Source organism: Streptomyces sp. CB02414, assembly GCF_001905385.1.
Classification (GTDB): Bacteria; Actinomycetota; Actinomycetes; order Streptomycetales; family Streptomycetaceae; genus Streptomyces.
The window spans coordinates 167,648-183,784 of sequence record NZ_LIPF01000011.1 but is presented as its reverse complement, the minus strand read 5'-3'; the positions used below and the strand labels follow the sequence as shown (position 1 = coordinate 183,784).

Below are 16,137 nucleotides of genomic sequence, written 5' to 3'. Positions count from 1 at the left end.
ACTTCCGACTTGGCTGCTACGGCCCGCGTACTACCGCAGGCGCGCCATCAGCGCGTGTTCCACCAGCGTGATCAGCGCGCTCTTCGCGTCGGCGCGGTGCCGGGCGTCGGTCGTGATGATCGGGGTGTCCGGGCCGATCTGCAGCGCCTCCCGGACCTCGTCCGGCGAGTACGGCTGCTGTCCGTCGAAGCCGTTCAGGGCGACGACGAAGGGCAGGCCGCTGTTCTCGAAGTAGTCCACCGCCGGGAAGCAGTCGGCCAGCCGGCGGGTGTCGCAGAGCACGACCGCGCCGATCGCGCCGCGCACCAGGTCGTCCCACATGAACCAGAAGCGGTCCTGGCCGGGCGTGCCGAACAGGTAGAGGATCAGGTCCTGGTCGAGCGTGATGCGGCCGAAGTCCATGGCGACCGTGGTGGTCGTCTTGTCCCCGGCGTGCGTGAGGTCGTCGATCCCGGCGCTGGCGGAGGTCATCACGGCCTCCGTGCGCAGGGGGTTGATCTCGGAGACGGCGCCCACGAACGTGGTCTTGCCGACGCCGAAGCCGCCGGCCACCACGATCTTCGCGGAGGTGGTCGCCCGCCCTCCGTCAGAGCTTTCGAAGTCCACTGAGCACCCTTTCGAGCAGTGTCACGTCCGGCGCACCGCCGTTGTTCTCGTCGCCGCCCGGCTGGTGAACCGCGACCATCCCGGCCTCCGCGAGGTCCGCGACCAGGATCCTGGCCACACCCAGCGGCATGGCCAGCAGGGCCGACACCTCGGCCACCGACTTCACCTCGCGGCACAGGTGGCAGATGCGCTGGTGCTCGGGCAGGAGCCCCATGAGCGCTGCCGGGTCGGCCGTCGTGCTGATCAGCGCCTCGATGGCGAGCTGATAGCGCGGCCTGGTCCGGCCACCGGTCATCGCGTACGGACGTACCAGCGGCTGGTCGCCCTCGTCCTCGTACGGCTCCGCGTACGGATCATGAGAGGCGGTGGGCGGGGTCATGAATCCTCCGGGCGGGACAGCAGGTTGGTCAGTCGTGCCGTCTGACGAGGCCGGTGGGGGGATTGTGGCGGCCGGACGGTGATTTGGTAACACGGGTGGTGCCGGGGCCGATCAGTGGAGCAGACTTCCTTGTAGCTCGGCGCGCAGGTCGGGCGTGAGCACCGCGCCCGCGCGGTCGACCAGGAGCGCCATCTCGTAGCCGACGAGGCCGATGTCGCACTCCGGGTGGGCGAGGACGGCCAGGGAAGAGCCGTCCGAGACGGACATGAGGAAGAGGAACCCGCGTTCCATCTCCACGACCGTCTGTGCCACGTTGCCGCCCTCGAAGATCCGGGACGCCCCCGCGGTCAGCGAGGTGAGCCCCGAGGCGACGGCCGCGAGCTGGTCCGCGCGGTCGCGCGGGAAGCCCTCCGACATCGCCAGGAGGAGTCCGTCGGCGGACACGACGACGGTGTGGGACACCCCCGGGGTGTTGTCCACGAAATTCGTGATCAACCAGTTGAGGTTCTGTGCCGCCTGGCTCATCGGGCTCAACTAACGCTCCTGCTGGTGAGTGGGCCGCGGGTAGCTGCCGGTCTGGTTGGTACCGGCCTGACGGCCCTGTGCGATTCCCCGACGGAGATTGGTCAGCCGGCCGCGCACGTCGTCGGGCGCACGCGAGACCGCCGGACCGTTCTGGTTCGACTGCTGCTGAGCCGTGCCCGGGACGAGGTTGGCCCGGGGCACCCGGCGCGGCAGGCCGGAGGTGGTGATCCCGCCCGCGGCCGGCTGCCGGACACGCTCGGCCTGCCGGACGAGGTCGTCGTTCGGCGAGCTCCGCCAGGCGGAGGCGGCGGGCCGCTGAGGGGCCGCCGGGGTCTGGGGCTGGGCCGCCTGCGGCTCCGGCGACGCGGCCGGCGCGCTCTGCTGAGCCCGCCCCTCACGGTCGCCGTGGAACCAGTTGGTCTCCAGCGTGTCGAACAGCGGCGTACGTCCGTCACCCGGGCCGGAGGCCGGGGGCAGCGCCCAGGCGTCTTCCGGCCGCTGCGCGGCGGTCCCGATCTGGGGCTCCTGGGCGGTGGGACGCTGCTGCGGGACGGGCGGCCGCGGAGCGGCGAAGTCGTTGCCGCCGTGCGTGCCGGTCCCCTGCGGGCGCTCGAACTGGCCGGTGACGGCCGGGTTCTCGTGCCCCGGCAGGCGGTGCTGGCCGGTCGAGCCGTTGTCGTGCCCCTGGCCGGGCTGTCTGCCGAAGACGTCCGAGCGGACGAAGGCGCCGTTCTGCTGCGGGGCGGCCGGCTCGGGCCGCGCGAACCGGTCGCCCGGCTGCGCGTTCGCGCCGTACTGGTCCTGACCGAACGCGTTCTGCCGGTCCTGACCGAACGGGTCCTGGCCCGGCTGGGCGAACTGCCCGGTGCTCTGCGGGTCCTCCTGGCGCGGTGCCGGGGCGTCGAAGTCGGGACGGGCGAACTCGGCCGTGGCACCGGGGCCCTGGGGCTCACCGAGGCTGGGGACCGCCGGCATCTCCGCGGTCGAGCCCGGACCCTGCCGGTCGTCGTGGCGCGCGGTGCGGTTCGTACGGGAGCTGTCCGGCTCCTCGTGGCCGCGCGGGACGTCCAGCGAGGCGCGCGGCACGGACGGCTGCGCGTTCTCGTCGCTCCAGCTGGGCGTGCGGGGCTGCGGGTTGCCGCCGGGCAGCTCGGCCCGCGGTCCGCCGCGCGGCGGCAGCTGCGGCCGACGGCCCTGCTCGGCGTCGCCGCCACCGCCTCCCCGGCGCTTCCCGCGCTGCGAGGGCGCGGAGGGACCGCGTCCGCCACCGAACATGTCCTGGCCCTGCGGAGCGTTGCCCTGGGGCGCGTTGCCCTGCGGCGCGCTCATGCCCGCGGCCTGCAGGCCCTGCGGAGCACCGGGGGCCTGTCCGGCACCCGCGCCCGCGCCGGCCGGGGCCGGCCGGTTCTGCTGACCCGGGCCCGCGGGGGACTGGGGTCCGCGCGCGCCGCCCGGCGCACCCGGGCGCCCGCCCGCGTCACGCCCGGGCAGAGCGGCCCGCGGCCCCTGACCGGCGGCGAGCCGGCCACCGCCCGGCGCACCGGCGCCGAGGGCCCCACCGCCACCACCGAAGGCACCGCCACCACCGCCGAGCGCACCGCCGCCCTGGCCGCCACCGCGCCGGGCCGCCGCGACACCCGCGGCCGCCTGGGCCGCGGCCGGACCGCCGTTGCCGGCGCCCTGACCGGGCTTGGGCTGCGGCTTGCGGCCGCCCTGGGCGACGTCGACGGGCAGCATGACCAGCGCGGTCGTACCACCGGAGTCCGACGGCCGCAGCTGGATGCGGATGCCGTGGCGCTGCGAGAGGCGGCCGACCACGAACAGGCCCATGCGGCGGGAGACGGAGACGTCCACGGTGGGCGGCGAGGCGAGCCGCTCGTTGATCGCGGCGAGGTCCTCGGGGGAGAGGCCGATGCCGGTGTCGTGGATCTCGATCAGCACGCGGCCGTCCGGCAGCGCGTGACCGGTGACCTTGACCTTGGTCTGCGGGGAGGAGAACGAGGTCGCGTTCTCCAGCAGCTCGGCGAGCAGGTGCACGAGGTCGTTGACCACGCGGCCGGCGACCTCGGTGGTCGGCACGGAGGCCAGCTCGATGCGCTCGTACTGCTCCACCTCGGAGGCGGCGGCACGGAGCACGTCGACCAGCGGGACCGGGCGGGTCCAGCGCCGGCCCGGCTCCTCACCGGCGAGGACGAGGAGGTTCTCACCGTTACGGCGCATGCGCGTCGCGAGGTGGTCGAGCTTGAAGAGCGAGGACAGCTGGTCCGGGTCGGCCTCGCGGGACTCCAGCTCGGAGATGAGCGAGAGCTGACGCTGGATGAGGCCCTGGGAACGGCGCGAGAGGTTGGTGAACATCGCGTTGACGTTGCCCCGCAGCAGGGCCTGCTCGGCAGCGAGGCGGACCGCCTCGCGGTGCACGTCGTCGAAGGCCGCGGCCACGCGGCCGATCTCGTCCCGGGAGTGCACGCCGACCGACTCCACCGAGGTGTCGACGTCCTGCGGGTCGGTCTCCGAGAGCTGCTTGACCAGCTCGGGCAGACGGTCCTGGGCGACCTTGGTCGCGGTGTCCTCCAGGCGGCGCAGCGAGCGGATCATGGAGCGGGCCACGACGAAGGCGCCGACCAGGGAGACACCGAGCACCAGCAGGATCACGACACCCGAGATGATCGCCTCGCGCTCGGACTCGCTGCGCAGCTCACGGGCCTGCTGCTCCATGTCCTCCAGCAGCTTCAGCTCGATGTTCTTCATCTGCTGGATCTTGGTGGAGGAGTCGTCCAGCCAGTCCTGGTAGGACCGCTTGTCCAGTCCGCCGAGGGCGCCCTGCTTGGCGAGCGCGCGGCCCGCGTACGCGTCGGAGGACTCGATGACCGGGTTGCCCTCGGAGATCGGCTTGAGGAGTTCCTCGGCGCCGTCGCCGTAGATGCTGGTGAAGCTGCGGATCTCGGACTTCTGGCTCTGCAGCGCGGACTCGGCGTACAGCCGGTCGTTCTCCGCGAGGTCGGGCTTGCCGGTGTTGCTCGCCGGGAGCGCCGCCGCGAGGACCGCGCGCTGGATGGACGCGTACTCCTTGGCGGAGGAGAAGGCCGCCAGGGTTCGCGTGCGCTGGATCATCTCGGGGTTGCTGGTGGCTTCCGCCATGTCCTGCGAGAGGTCGAGCAGGTGGGTGATCAGGCGGTGGTACGCCTCGACGGTCTGCGTCGAGTTGTCCTCGGCCTGGTAGGCGGTGCTGCGGATGCGCTCCAGGTCGTTCAGGTCTCCGGCGAGACCGACGAGGCTGTCGCGGACGCCGACGAGGTTGCCGTCCTTGCTGGCGGCGTCGATCGCCTCGGAGCTGTCGAGGAAGTTCTTCCGGGCCCGGTCGGTCTTCTCCCGGTCGCCCTTGACGGCGATCGCACCGGAGGACGAGCCGTGCGCCAGCGGACCGGCGGACTGGTCGCGCTCCTCCTGCAGGGCGTGGGCCAGTTCGGTGGCCTGCTTGGTCATCTCGGTCAGCAGCTTCATGTTGTCGAGCTGCTGGATGTCGTCGACCGACTGGCTGATGCGCATCGCGCCCAGCGAGGTGGCCGCGACCACCGGGAGCGCGAGCAGCGACACCAGGCGGGTGGAGATCCGCCAGTTGCGCAGGGCTATTCGCGGGCCGGGGCCGGTCGAGCCCTTGGCCGGCTTCGCGGGCGGCTGCTGGCCGGAAGCGGAGGCTGCCGTGCCCTGCCCCGGGCGCCCGGCGCCGTCCCCGCTGTCGCTCGGCCGGTCCTGGCCCGGGTTCTGGGCGTGCTGGGGCGAGGAGCTGACGGCCTTGGGGCCAGTCCCGCCGTGCTGCGGCTCCGGCTCCGCCGAAGCGCTGCCATCCCTCTTGAAACGTCCCTGCACTAGCGTCGCAACCTCTGGACCAGGCACCCGGCCGCGTGAACGGCTGGGCACGGTGTCGGCGTCATAGGGGCGCCCTGAATACGCCCCCGTGGTGGTCGTGAGTGACCGGCGCTGGTTCCCCCTTCTCGCCGCCGCTCGGCGCTGGTGTGCGCCCCCTGTGCGCCGGCTCGATCCCGCAGCGGTCCGTGGAATTCCAGCACAGTGCCGGATCTCCAACAAGGCCCGTGGGCCAGGCCGTGACATAGGTGACAGCACGTGAGGGGCGAGTCACCGGATGTAGAAAATGATCAACCCGAAACCGGACGTATGCCCGCGAGTCGCCGACGGCGAGCAGGTGTCCCAGTCGACATGATCAGCAGCGGAATGAGGGCTTCAGGTGGGCAATGTCGGTTTCGTCGGAGTGATGTGGCGGTCGGAATTGACCGGTTTGACCCTTGATAAGTGAGCAAACTCACATGCTCATCCTGGGCCCCGGCCGGAGTCGCGGGGAATCGCATGTTTAGCCTGACGCTTTACAGAGAAGGCAAAACCGACAACCCGCGCCCTCGCAGGGCTTCTTGCAGCCCCTCCGGCGCCCGGACACGACAGGGTTCCGTACAACCGTGAAGACGACGATGATGTTCCACAAGATCGCCAACCCGCGACGCACGACGCTGGCGCACCTCGACGGCGCCGGCGAACTGCAGACGCCGGAGCAGCCGGAGCACGCCGTCGAGCTCCCCGCCCAGACCGCCAACCCCCGCCGCACGGTCCTCATGGAGGTCCCGGTCGCGGCCACCGCCGCACAGTAGTACGCCGGCCGGCCCCCGCACGTTCAGCCGGCCGCAGGGAGCACCAGGGCGCCCGCGCCACTACCACCCCTCCACCCGGGGCATGTCGGTAATGCGCGAGGCGCCCGCCCTTGAGGGCCTGCCCGGCGGATCATGCCGGAGACGCGGGGTGCGGCACGCACATCTGCCGCGTTGTCGTCGGTTACCAGGGCTCCGCCCTGGCGCCCTCCTCCGCCTTGCGGCTGCACGCACCACACCCCGCTCGCCTGTACTGGTGAGGTGCCGTCGCTTTCCTCCGGCCTGATCCGCCGGGCAGGCCCGCCGCGTTAGCCTGGAGCGTCAGACTCCAGCCAGCTCAGCAAGGGGCCAAGCAACCCGTGCGCATCGCCAGGTTCTCCATCGACGGGAACGTCGCCTTCGGCGCGGTCGAGGGCGACCAGCCGGACCAGCTCGTCCTCGACATCATCAAGGGCATCCCGTTCGCGGACTTCGAGCTCTCCGGCACCAAGGTGCCCCTGAGCAAGGTGCGGCTGCTGCCGCCCGTCCTGCCCAACAAGGTCGTCGCCTTCGGCCGCAACTACGCCGAACACGCCCGCGAACTCGGCAACGAGGTGCCCGACGCCCCGTTCGCCTTCTTCAAGCCGTCCACCTCGGTCATCGGCCCCGGCGACGCCATCCAGTACCCCTCCTTCTCCGAGGAACTGCACCACGAGGCCGAGCTCGCCGTCGTCATCGGCCGCATGTGCCGCGAGGTGCCGCGCGAGCGCGTCAAGGACGTGATCTTCGGCTACACCTGCGCCAACGACGTCACCGCCCGCGACGTGCAGCGCCGCGAGAAGCAGTGGGCCCGGGCCAAGGGCTTCGACTCCGCCTGCCCGCTGGGCCCCTGGGTCGAGACCGACCTGGACCCGGCCGACCTGACCATCCAGCTGACGGTCAACGGCGGGCAGCGCCAGCTCGGCCGCACCAGCGAGATGATCCACTCCATCGAGGACCTGGTCGTCAACATCTCCGAGGCCATGACGCTGCTCCCCGGCGACGTGATCCTCACGGGCACCCCGGCTGGGGTCGGCCCCCTCAACGTCGGCGACGAGGTCGCCGTCACCATCGAAGGCATCGGCACTCTCACCAACAAGGTTGTCAAGCGTGGCTAGCGCATCCGCCCCAGCAGTCCGTGTCCGTTTCTGCCCCTCGCCGACCGGCAACCCCCACGTGGGCCTGGTCCGCACGGCCCTGTTCAACTGGGCGTTCGCCCGGCACCACCAGGGCACGCTGGTCTTCCGCATCGAGGACACCGACGCGGCCCGCGACTCCGAGGAGTCGTACGAGCAGCTCCTGGACTCGATGCGCTGGCTGGGCTTCGACTGGGACGAGGGCCCCGAGATCGGCGGCCCCCACGCGCCGTACCGCCAGTCGCAGCGCATGGACATCTACCAGGACGTCGCCCAGAAGCTCCTGAACGCCGGCCACGCCTACCGCTGCTACTGCTCCCAGGAGGAGCTGGACACCCGCCGCGAGGCTGCCCGCGCCGCCGGCAAGCCCTCCGGCTACGACGGCCACTGCCGCGACCTGAGCGACGCCCAGGCCGAGGAGTACAAGGCGCAGGGCCGCGAGCCCATCGTCCGCTTCCGGATGCCCGACGAGCCGATCACCTTCACGGACCTGGTCCGCGGCGAGATCACCTACCTCCCCGAGAACGTCCCGGACTACGGCATCGTCCGCGCCAACGGCGCCCCCCTCTACACGCTCGTCAACCCGGTCGACGACGCCCTGATGGAGATCACCCACGTCCTGCGCGGCGAGGACCTGCTCTCCTCCACTCCCCGCCAGATCGCCCTGTACAAGGCGCTGACCGAGCTGGGCATCGCCAAGGAGACCCCCGCCTTCGGCCACCTGCCGTACGTCATGGGCGAGGGCAACAAGAAGCTCTCCAAGCGCGACCCGCAGTCGAGCCTCAACCTGTACCGCGAGCGCGGCTTCCTCCCCGAGGGCCTGCTCAACTACCTCTCCCTCCTCGGCTGGTCGCTCTCGGCCGACCAGGACATCTTCACGATCGAGGAGATGGTCGCGGCCTTCGACGTCTCCGACGTCCAGCCCAACCCGGCCCGCTTCGACCTCAAGAAGTGCGAGGCGATCAACGGCGACCACATCCGCCTGCTGGAGGTCAAGGACTTCACCGAGCGCTGCCGCCCCTGGCTGAAGGCCCCCGTCGCCCCCTGGGCGCCCGAGGACTTCGACGAGACCAAGTGGCAGGCGATCGCGCCGCACGCGCAGACCCGCCTCAAGGTCCTCTCCGAGATCACCGACAACGTCGACTTCCTGTTCCTGCCGGAGCCGGTCTTCGACGAGGCGAGCTGGACGAAGGCGATGAAGGAGGGCTCGGACGCGCTCCTGCGCACGGCCCGGGAGAAGCTGGACGCCGCCGACTGGACGTCCCCGGAGTCCCTCAAGGAGGCCGTCCTGGCCGCCGGGGAGGCCCATGGCCTCAAGCTCGGCAAGGCCCAGGCCCCCGTCCGCGTCGCCGTCACCGGCCGCACGGTCGGCCTGCCCCTCTTCGAGTCCCTGGAGGTCCTGGGCAAGGAGAAGGCGCTGACCCGCATCGACGCGGCGCTGGCACGCCTCGCGGCATAACCGCAGCACGTATGAAGGGCGGCGTCCATACGGGCGCCGCCCTTCCCGTACCCCGCCCGGGTCCCTCCGACCGGCGCAGTCAGCGAAGCCCTCGCAAACTGACGGCATGCACCGCGAGGACATCGACCCACGCTTCATCGGGGACCGCCTGGCCTACAGCCGGGCCGTACTCGTCGAACAGCCCCGGCGCTGGCTCGTGGTCGCCGGTCACGAGGCCCGGGACGACGAGGGCGGCATCGCCGCCGTGGGCGACGTCCGCGGCCAGCTCCGGCTGACCTTCCGGCGCCTGGCCGAGACGCTGGACAAGGCCGGGTTCACCCTGAGCGACCTCGTGCAGGTCAGGATCCTCACCGTCGACATCGAGGCGGTCACGGCCCACTACGACGCCGTACTGGACGAGCTGGCCGCCGCGGACTGCCGCCCCGCCAGCCTGCTGGCCGAGGTCCGGGCGCTGTCCGACCCGCGGATGCTCGTCGAGATCGAGGGCCTCGCCGCCCAGTAGGGGCCGTGTGCGCCGACTCCAGGGCGCCCACCGTCCGTACGCCCTAGGCTGGCCCCATGCCGATCAAAGCCGTGGTCTGGGACGTCGACGACACCCTCTTCGACTACACCACCGCCGACCGCGAGGGCATGCGCGCCCACCTGGTCGCCGAGGGGCTGCTCGCCGGGTACGGGACGGCCGAGGAGGCCCTCGTGCGCTGGCGGGAGATCACCGACCGGCAGTGGGCGAGATTCGCGGCCGGTGAAGTCGACTTCGTCACACAGCGCCGCGACCGTACCCGGGTCTTCCTGGGCTGGCCGGAGCTGACCGACACCGAGGCCGACGGCTGGTTCCAGCGCTACGTCACGCACTACGAGGCCGCCTGGTCCCTCTTCCCGGACGTGATGCCCGTCCTGGACGCTCTCGCCGACAGCCACCGGCACGCGGTGCTCTCCAACTCCAGCCTCACCGTCCAGGACCGCAAGCTGCGCGTCCTCGGCGTGCACGACCGCTTCGAGGCCATCCTGTGCGCCGCCGAGCTGGGCGTCTCCAAGCCCGAGCCCGACGCCTTCCTCGCAGCCTGCGACGCCCTCTCCCTCGCCCCGCAGGAGGTCGCGTACGTCGGCGACCACCCGGAGATCGACGGCCGCGGCGCCGCCGAAGCCGGGCTGCTGTCGGTGTGGATCGACCGCGGCGGCGCGTACGCGACCCTCGACCCGCCCGCCGGACCACGCCGTATCGCGTCCCTGTCCGAACTCCCGGCGCTCCTCGGTGCCGATACTCGTTTTGGAGCCCCGTCCACCTTCGGGTAATGTTCTTCCTGCGCCGCCGGGGAGCGGGCCGAAAGGCCGGGAACCGGAAGCGCAAAGCTAGAACAAGATCCCCTCAGGGGCTTGCGTTCCAGTGGCCTATGGTGTAATTGGCAGCACGACTGATTCTGGTTCAGTTAGTCTTGGTTCGAGTCCAGGTAGGCCAGCTCGCAGAGCTTATCTGCGCCGCGGAGAACATCCGCAAGGCCCCCGTTGTGTAGCGGCCTAGCACGCCGCCCTCTCAAGGCGGTAGCGCCGGTTCGAATCCGGTCGGGGGTACGGTGATCTCTCACGAGATGATCGCTAGGGCCCCCGTTGTGTAGCGGCCTAGCACGCCGCCCTCTCAAGGCGGTAGCGCCGGTTCGAATCCGGTCGGGGGTACAAACTGGTCTAAACCACATTGGTCTATGGTGTAATTGGCAGCACGACTGATTCTGGTTCAGTTAGTCTAGGTTCGAGTCCTGGTAGACCAGCTCGGATCAGCGGCGGTTCAGCATGAAACGCTTGCGAGATCCACGCCCCCGTTGTGTAGCGGCCTAGCACGCCGCCCTCTCAAGGCGGTAGCGCCGGTTCGAATCCGGTCGGGGGTACACGAGTCCGAAGGGGCTCCCGCTCAGGCGGGAGCCCCTTCGGCGTTCACTCGACGCCTTACCGCCGTGCCGACTCCTCCTGCGCCAGCCGGTGCAGCGCCCGCCTTCTCCGCCTCCGAGCCGTGGCTCTCCATGAAGTCCAGATCCCTGCGGGCCACCTCGTGCATCAACTGCCCGTACGGTGCCATCGGTTCCGCGTCCCACGGGTAGTCCAGCCGGTCCACCTCCGCCCGCGGCAGCGCCCGCAGCGCCGCGCCGAGCCAGATGGTCCGGCCCGCCGAGGGCGACGTGGTCGTCCTGCTCATCGGCATGCGGATCAACCGCTTCTGGGCGGTGCACCACTGGCTGCCGGTCCTGGGAGAAGCTCTACCGGTACGCCCACTCGCCCGACATGTTCCACCACCGGGCGTGGGCGTTCGTCAGCCGCAAGGAGCGGGCGCGGAAGGTGCGCGGGCACGTGGGGCTGTGGCACGAGGCGTACGTCGTGCCGGAGGGGCCTGCGAGTCGGTCTACGCGGACATGCCGCCCTTCGAGCTCGCCGCGGCACACGGCCGGGTACCGCTGGAGCGGCGGGGCAGACGGGCCGAGGACCGGTTCGCGCACCGGTCGGGGAAGCGGGCGGGGCCGAAAGGGCGTGAACACGCGGTGAGTACGGCCTGACCGCGGCCGTGCGTCAGGGGAGGGCCCGCCGCGGCGTTGAGGCGGGCCCGTTCCCGGTCGCGTACCCGGGCAGGGTCAGCCCGAGCGGCGCAGGGCCTCGGAGAGGCGGCCGGCGGCGTCGATGATCGCCTGGGCGTGCATGCGGCCCGGGTGGCGGGTGAGGCGCTCGATGGGGCCGGAGACGGAGACGGCGGCCACCACGCGGTTCGAGGGGCCGCGCACGGGCGCGGAGACGGACGCGACGCCCGGCTCGCGCTCGCCGATCGACTGGGCCCAGCCCCGGCGCCGCACGCCGGACAGCGCCGTCGCCGTGAAGCGGGCGCCCTGCAGACCCCGGTGGAGGCGCTCGGGCTCCTCCCAGGCCATGAGGATCTGCGCCGAGGAACCGGCCTTCATCGTGAGCGTGGAGCCGACCGGGACCGTGTCCCTGAGACCGGACAGACGCTCGGCCGCCGCGACGCAGATGCGCATGTCGCCCTGGCGGCGGTAGAGCTGGGCGCTCTCGCCCGTCACGTCACGGAGGTGGGTGAGCACCGGGCCCGCCGTGGCGAGCAGGCGGTCCTCACCGGCCGCCGCGGCCAGTTCGGCCAGGCGCGGGCCGAGAATGAAACGGCCCTGCATGTCGCGCGCCACCATGCGGTGGTGTTCCAGTGCCACGGCCAGGCGGTGGGCCGTGGGTCGTGCCAGTCCGGTCGCCGCGACCAGTCCCGCGAGGGTGGCCGGGCCGGACTCCAGAGCGCTCAGGACGAGGGCCGCCTTGTCCAGAACGCCGACGCCGCTACTGTTGTCCATGAAACGATACTCCCGTCTCACTCTGTGAAACGCAAGTTCAATTTTCCGTGGAACCCGCCACTCTTGATGGCAGGAAGTCACAGCGGCCCGTGACGAAAGGGCCTGGTGGCGGTTGCCCGGAAACACAGGGGTGCGGGCGCCGCTTCCCCAAGATCTCTAGTTGGGCCGTCGCGTTGTCGCCGGCCGAAGGGAAAGCGATGGGTAGGACACTCGCGGAGAAGGTCTGGGACGACCACGTCGTCCGGCGCGCCGAGGGCGAGCCCGACCTCCTCTTCATCGATCTGCACCTGCTGCACGAGGTGACCAGCCCGCAGGCCTTCGACGGCCTCCGCAAGAGCGGCCGCCCCGTGCGCCGGCTCGACCTGACCATCGCCACCGAGGACCACAACACCCCGACCCTCGACATCGACAAGCCCATCGCGGACCCGGTCTCCCGGGCCCAGCTGGAGACGCTGCGCAAGAACTGCGCGGACTTCGGCGTCCGGCTGCACCCGCTGGGCGACGTCGAGCAGGGCGTCGTGCACGTCGTCGGCCCGCAGCTGGGCCTGACCCAGCCCGGCACCACCGTGGTCTGCGGCGACTCGCACACCTCCACGCACGGCGCGTTCGGCGCGCTGGCGTTCGGTATCGGCACCTCCCAGGTCGAGCACGTGCTGGCCACCCAGACGCTGCCCATGGCCCGCCCGAAGACCATGGCGATCACCGTCAACGGGGAACTGCCCGAGGGTGTCACGGCCAAGGACCTGATCCTCGCGATCATCGCGAAGATCGGTACCGGCGGCGGCCAGGGCTACGTCCTGGAGTACCGGGGCGAGGCCATCGAGAAGCTCTCGATGGAGGCCCGCATGACCATCTGCAACATGTCCATCGAGGCCGGTGCCCGCGCGGGCATGATCGCCCCCGACGAGACCACCTTCGCCTACCTCCAGGGCCGCCCGCACGCCCCCGAGGGCGCCGACTGGGATGCGGCCGTCGAGTACTGGAGCACGCTGCGCACCGACGACGACGCCGAGTTCGACGCGGAGGTGGTCATCGAGGCCGCCGAGCTGTCGCCGTTCGTCACCTGGGGCACCAACCCGGGCCAGGGCGCGCCGCTGTCCGCCGCCGTCCCCGACCCGGCTTCGTACGAAGACGCCTCGGAGCGCTTCGCCGCCGAAAAGGCCCTGGAGTACATGGGATTGGAGGCCGGACAGCCGCTGCGCTCCATCAAGGTGGACACCGTCTTCGTAGGTTCGTGCACCAACGGCCGCATCGAGGACCTGCGCGCCGCCGCCGAGATCGTCCGCAGCCGCAAAGTCGCCGACGGCGTACGCATGCTGGTCGTCCCCGGGTCCGCGCGGGTGGGTCTGCAGGCCGTCTCCGAGGGCCTGGACGTGGTCTTCAAGGAGGCCGGCGCCGAATGGCGGCACGCGGGCTGCTCGATGTGCCTGGGCATGAACCCGGACCAGCTCGCCCCCGGTGAGCGCTCCGCGTCCACCTCCAACCGCAACTTCGAGGGGCGGCAGGGCAAGGGCGGCCGCACCCACCTGGTGTCGCCGCAGGTCGCCGCCGCGACGGCGGTCCTGGGCCACCTGGCCTCCCCGGCCGACCTCGCCGCCGACGTCCCCACGCCCGCTGGAGTCTGAGAGCCATGGAAGCATTCACCACCCACACCGGCCGGGCCGTCCCGCTGCGCCGCTCCAACGTCGACACCGACCAGATCATCCCCGCCCACTGGCTCAAGAAGGTGACGCGGGACGGGTTCGAGGACGGGCTGTTCGAGGCCTGGCGCAAGGACCCGGAGTTCGTGCTCAACCGGCCCGAGCGCGCGGGCGCCACGGTCCTGGTCGCCGGCCCCGACTTCGGCACCGGCTCCTCCCGTGAGCACGCCGTCTGGGCGCTGCAGAACTACGGCTTCAAGGCCGTGATCTCCTCCCGCTTCGCCGACATCTTCCGCGGCAACTCGCTGAAGAACGGGCTGCTCACCGTGGTTCTCGACCAGAAGGTCGTGGACGCGCTGTGGGAGCTGACGGAGAACGACCCGCAGGCCGAGGTCACGGTCGACCTCCAGGCCCGTGAGGTCCGCGCGGAGGGCGTCACCGCCTCCTTCGAGCTGGACGAGAACTCCCGCTGGCGGCTGCTGAACGGGCTGGACGACATCTCGATCACCCTCCAGAACGAGGCGGACATCGCCGCGTACGAGGCGAAGCGCCCGTCGTTCAAGCCGCAGACGCTCCAGGCCTGACGGCAGGGCCTCCTCAAGGGCCCCGGCAAGGTCGAGTTTCGGCCATCCAACACCCCGGCTGTACCCCCGATCGGCCCGATCGGGGGTACAGCCTTTTCTGCGTTCGCGCGCGTGTGCGTGTCACGGCTGTGGCTGTCAACTTGCCTGGTTGGAGGCGTGGTTGCCGGGGTACGCGGGTTCTGGAGGCGCGGTTTCCGGGTGTGGCCGGATGGCCGTCCGAGGCGGCAGTTGCCCCCTGCGCAGGCGACAACTCGCCCCAGATGGCACAATCTGTGCATGGAACACGACGGCCAACTCCAGCTCTATGCGGCGGTCGCGTCCCGGCTCAAGGAAGCGCACACAACAGTGCGCGCACTGCAAGTCCCGGAGGGCGTACGGATGGCGCTGACCCGGAAGCTGCTGGTCATTACGGCCGCGGCCAAACACGATCTCGCCGGTGCGGAACGGCGTCTGGAGCGGTTCATCGCGGACCTCGACGAGGGTCGCTTCCCCGAAGAGGACGGCTGAACAGGCCGGGGCTGCCCGAGTCCGTTGCGGCACAAGGGTGATTAGCCCGTTTCGTGTTTGATTTGCGGTATATATCTGCCTAACGTGCGAAAAAGCTTGAACAGATTCGTTCTGGCGATGTCTCCGAAGGGGAAGACGTGAACAAGGCGCAGCTCGTAGAAGCGATTGCCGACAAGCTGGGCGGTCGCCAGCAGGCCGCCGACGCTGTCGACGCGGTCCTGGACGCACTCGTCCGCGCAGTGGTCGCGGGCGACCGGGTCTCGGTCACCGGCTTCGGTTCCTTCGAGAAGGTCGACCGCCCGGCCCGTTACGCCCGCAACCCGCAGACGGGTGAGCGGGTACGGGTCAAGAAGACGTCCGTGCCGCGCTTCCGCGCGGGTCAGGGCTTCAAGGACCTGGTGAGCGGCTCGAAGAAGCTTCCGAAGAACGACATCGCGGTCAAGAAGGCCCCCAAGGGCAGCCTGTCCGGTCCGCCGCCCACCATCTCCAAGGCCGCGGGCAAGAAGGCCGCCGCCAAGAAGGCCACGGGCGCCGCGAAGAAGACCACGGGCGCGGCCAAGAAGACGACCGCGGCGGCGAAGAAGACCACCGCGAAGAAGACCACCGGGGCGGCGAAGACGGCGACGGCGAAGAAGGCTCCCGCCAAGAAGTCCACCGCCAAGACCACCGCGGCGGCGAAGAAGACCACGGCCAAGAAGGCCCCCGCCACCAAGAAGGCGACGGCGAAGAAGGCTCCGGCCAAGAAGTCGACCGCCCGCAAGACCACCGCCAAGAAGGCCACCGCCCGCAAGAAGTAGCAGCGGCACGCGGCACGCGGCAGGCCGCACGGGCACTCACGCGCCGGGCCGGACTCCCTCTCGGAGTCCGGCCCGCGGCGTGTGCGCGACGGGCGCGGTGCCCGGCCGGGAGAAGGGAGCCCGCGACGCCGCGGGGCCGGTCAGAACGGCCTGTGGTGCCTGGCGGGTCGGAGTGGCCTGCGGTGCCTGGTCGGTCGGAATGGCCTGCGGAGCCCGGCCGTCAGCGCATCCGGCCCTCCGGCCGTCGTCACATCTGCCGCGCCCGGCCGTCAGAGCTCCCGCGCGTCCGGTCAGAACGTCTGCAACGTCACCAGCGTGACCCTGCGCTCCGCGCCCGAGCCCTCGGTCTCGATCCGTACCCGCTGCCCGGGCCGCAGCAGCCGCAGGCCCCCCGCGTCGAACGCCGCCGCGTCGAAGGGCACCGGTGTGCCGTCGTCGAGCAGCACCTGCCCGCTGCGCTCTTCCGGGTCGTACGTGTAAGCGGTCGCCTGCATGCCGG

At 71.1% G+C, this 16,137-nt stretch carries 16 protein-coding genes, 5 tRNA genes and 1 pseudogene; 15 read left to right on the top strand and 7 right to left on the bottom strand.

Going from position 1 to position 16,137, the window contains the following annotated elements; translation table 11 throughout:
- Positions 1-30 precede the first annotated feature (30 nt).
- The 4 genes from AMK11_RS32065 to AMK11_RS32050 form a co-directional block, all read right to left on the bottom strand.
- Complete coding sequence (locus AMK11_RS32065) at positions 31-606, bottom strand: GTP-binding protein (protein ID WP_003973455.1); 576 nt, start codon at positions 604-606, stop codon at positions 31-33.
- Positions 587-985: a DUF742 domain-containing protein gene (locus AMK11_RS32060; protein ID WP_007387727.1), complete on the bottom strand. Its 399-nt coding sequence runs from the start codon at positions 983-985 to the stop codon at positions 587-589. The genes AMK11_RS32065 and AMK11_RS32060 overlap by 20 nt, the downstream gene beginning before the upstream one ends.
- A gap of 111 nt (positions 986-1,096) precedes the next feature.
- Positions 1,097-1,510: a roadblock/LC7 domain-containing protein gene (locus AMK11_RS32055; protein ID WP_003973453.1), complete on the bottom strand. Its 414-nt coding sequence runs from the start codon at positions 1,508-1,510 to the stop codon at positions 1,097-1,099.
- A 9-nt stretch (positions 1,511-1,519) separates the two neighbouring features.
- Positions 1,520-5,377 (bottom strand): sensor histidine kinase, encoded by a 3,858-nt coding sequence (locus AMK11_RS32050; protein WP_073731624.1) that lies wholly within the window; start codon positions 5,375-5,377, stop codon positions 1,520-1,522.
- 602 nt (positions 5,378-5,979) lie between these two features.
- On the opposite strand from AMK11_RS32050, the gene AMK11_RS37135 reads away from it, so the two are divergent.
- The 10 genes from AMK11_RS37135 (at position 5,980) to AMK11_RS32000 (ending at position 10,658) form a co-directional block, all read left to right on the top strand.
- The gene (locus AMK11_RS37135; RefSeq protein ID WP_198941511.1) at positions 5,980-6,168 is read left to right on the top strand and encodes a hypothetical protein; all 189 of its coding nucleotides are present in this window, start codon (positions 5,980-5,982) and stop codon (positions 6,166-6,168) included.
- Between the two features lie 356 nt (positions 6,169-6,524).
- The gene (locus AMK11_RS32040) at positions 6,525-7,301 is read left to right on the top strand and encodes a fumarylacetoacetate hydrolase family protein (RefSeq protein WP_073731622.1); all 777 of its coding nucleotides are present in this window, start codon (positions 6,525-6,527) and stop codon (positions 7,299-7,301) included.
- Positions 7,294-8,778 carry a glutamate--tRNA ligase gene (gltX, locus tag AMK11_RS32035; protein WP_073731621.1) on the top strand — a complete coding sequence of 495 codons (1,485 nt, stop codon included), beginning with the start codon at positions 7,294-7,296 and terminating at the stop codon, positions 8,776-8,778. The genes AMK11_RS32040 and gltX overlap by 8 nt, the downstream gene beginning before the upstream one ends.
- Positions 8,779-8,884: 106 nt before the next feature.
- Positions 8,885-9,280: a RidA family protein gene (locus AMK11_RS32030; RefSeq protein ID WP_073731620.1), complete on the top strand. Its 396-nt coding sequence runs from the start codon at positions 8,885-8,887 to the stop codon at positions 9,278-9,280.
- 56 nt (positions 9,281-9,336) lie between these two features.
- On the top strand, positions 9,337-10,071 hold the full coding sequence (locus AMK11_RS32025) for an HAD family hydrolase (RefSeq protein WP_073731619.1): 735 nt from the start codon (positions 9,337-9,339) through the stop codon (positions 10,069-10,071).
- 92 nt (positions 10,072-10,163) lie between these two features.
- Positions 10,164-10,235: transfer RNA gene (locus tag AMK11_RS32020), tRNA-Gln, on the top strand.
- Positions 10,236-10,274: 39 nt separating this feature from the next.
- Positions 10,275-10,347, top strand: a tRNA-Glu gene (locus AMK11_RS32015).
- A 29-nt stretch (positions 10,348-10,376) separates the two neighbouring features.
- A tRNA-Glu gene (locus AMK11_RS32010) sits at positions 10,377-10,449 on the top strand.
- A 20-nt stretch (positions 10,450-10,469) separates the two neighbouring features.
- Positions 10,470-10,541, top strand: a tRNA-Gln gene (locus AMK11_RS32005).
- Between the two features lie 44 nt (positions 10,542-10,585).
- A tRNA-Glu gene (locus AMK11_RS32000) sits at positions 10,586-10,658 on the top strand.
- Positions 10,659-10,681: 23 nt separating this feature from the next.
- Here the strand turns inward: AMK11_RS32000 and AMK11_RS37130 are convergent.
- A complete protein-coding gene (locus AMK11_RS37130) occupies positions 10,682-10,963 on the bottom strand; it encodes a hypothetical protein (RefSeq protein WP_073731618.1) in 282 nt (93 codons plus the stop codon).
- Between AMK11_RS37130 and AMK11_RS31990 the strand changes: the two are divergent.
- A pseudogene (locus AMK11_RS31990) lies at positions 10,923-11,318 on the top strand (monooxygenase family protein). The gene AMK11_RS37130 and the pseudogene AMK11_RS31990 sit on opposite strands and share 41 nt — an antisense overlap.
- A 75-nt stretch (positions 11,319-11,393) precedes the next feature.
- On the opposite strand, the gene ndgR reads toward AMK11_RS31990, so the two are convergent.
- Entirely contained in the window at positions 11,394-12,110 is a 717-nt protein-coding gene (gene ndgR, locus AMK11_RS31985; protein WP_073731617.1) for an IclR family transcriptional regulator NdgR, read from the bottom strand.
- A 197-nt stretch (positions 12,111-12,307) separates the two neighbouring features.
- Here ndgR and leuC point away from each other — a divergent pair, with 197 nt between their 5' ends.
- The 4 genes from leuC (at position 12,308) to AMK11_RS31965 (ending at position 15,638) form a co-directional block, all read left to right on the top strand.
- The gene (gene leuC, locus AMK11_RS31980) at positions 12,308-13,735 is read left to right on the top strand and encodes a 3-isopropylmalate dehydratase large subunit (RefSeq protein ID WP_073731616.1); all 1,428 of its coding nucleotides are present in this window, start codon (positions 12,308-12,310) and stop codon (positions 13,733-13,735) included.
- 5 nt (positions 13,736-13,740) lie between these two features.
- A complete protein-coding gene (leuD, locus tag AMK11_RS31975; protein WP_073731615.1) occupies positions 13,741-14,334 on the top strand; it encodes a 3-isopropylmalate dehydratase small subunit in 594 nt (197 codons plus the stop codon).
- A gap of 276 nt (positions 14,335-14,610) precedes the next feature.
- On the top strand, positions 14,611-14,841 hold the full coding sequence (locus AMK11_RS31970; protein ID WP_073731614.1) for a hypothetical protein: 231 nt from the start codon (positions 14,611-14,613) through the stop codon (positions 14,839-14,841).
- Positions 14,842-14,978: 137 nt separating this feature from the next.
- On the top strand, positions 14,979-15,638 hold the full coding sequence (locus tag AMK11_RS31965; protein WP_073731613.1) for an HU family DNA-binding protein: 660 nt from the start codon (positions 14,979-14,981) through the stop codon (positions 15,636-15,638).
- Between the two features lie 290 nt (positions 15,639-15,928).
- On the opposite strand, the gene AMK11_RS31960 is transcribed toward AMK11_RS31965, so the two are convergent.
- Positions 15,929-16,132 (bottom strand): hypothetical protein, encoded by a 204-nt coding sequence (locus AMK11_RS31960; RefSeq protein ID WP_073731612.1) that lies wholly within the window; start codon positions 16,130-16,132, stop codon positions 15,929-15,931.
- Positions 16,133-16,137: the final 5 nt, after the last annotated feature.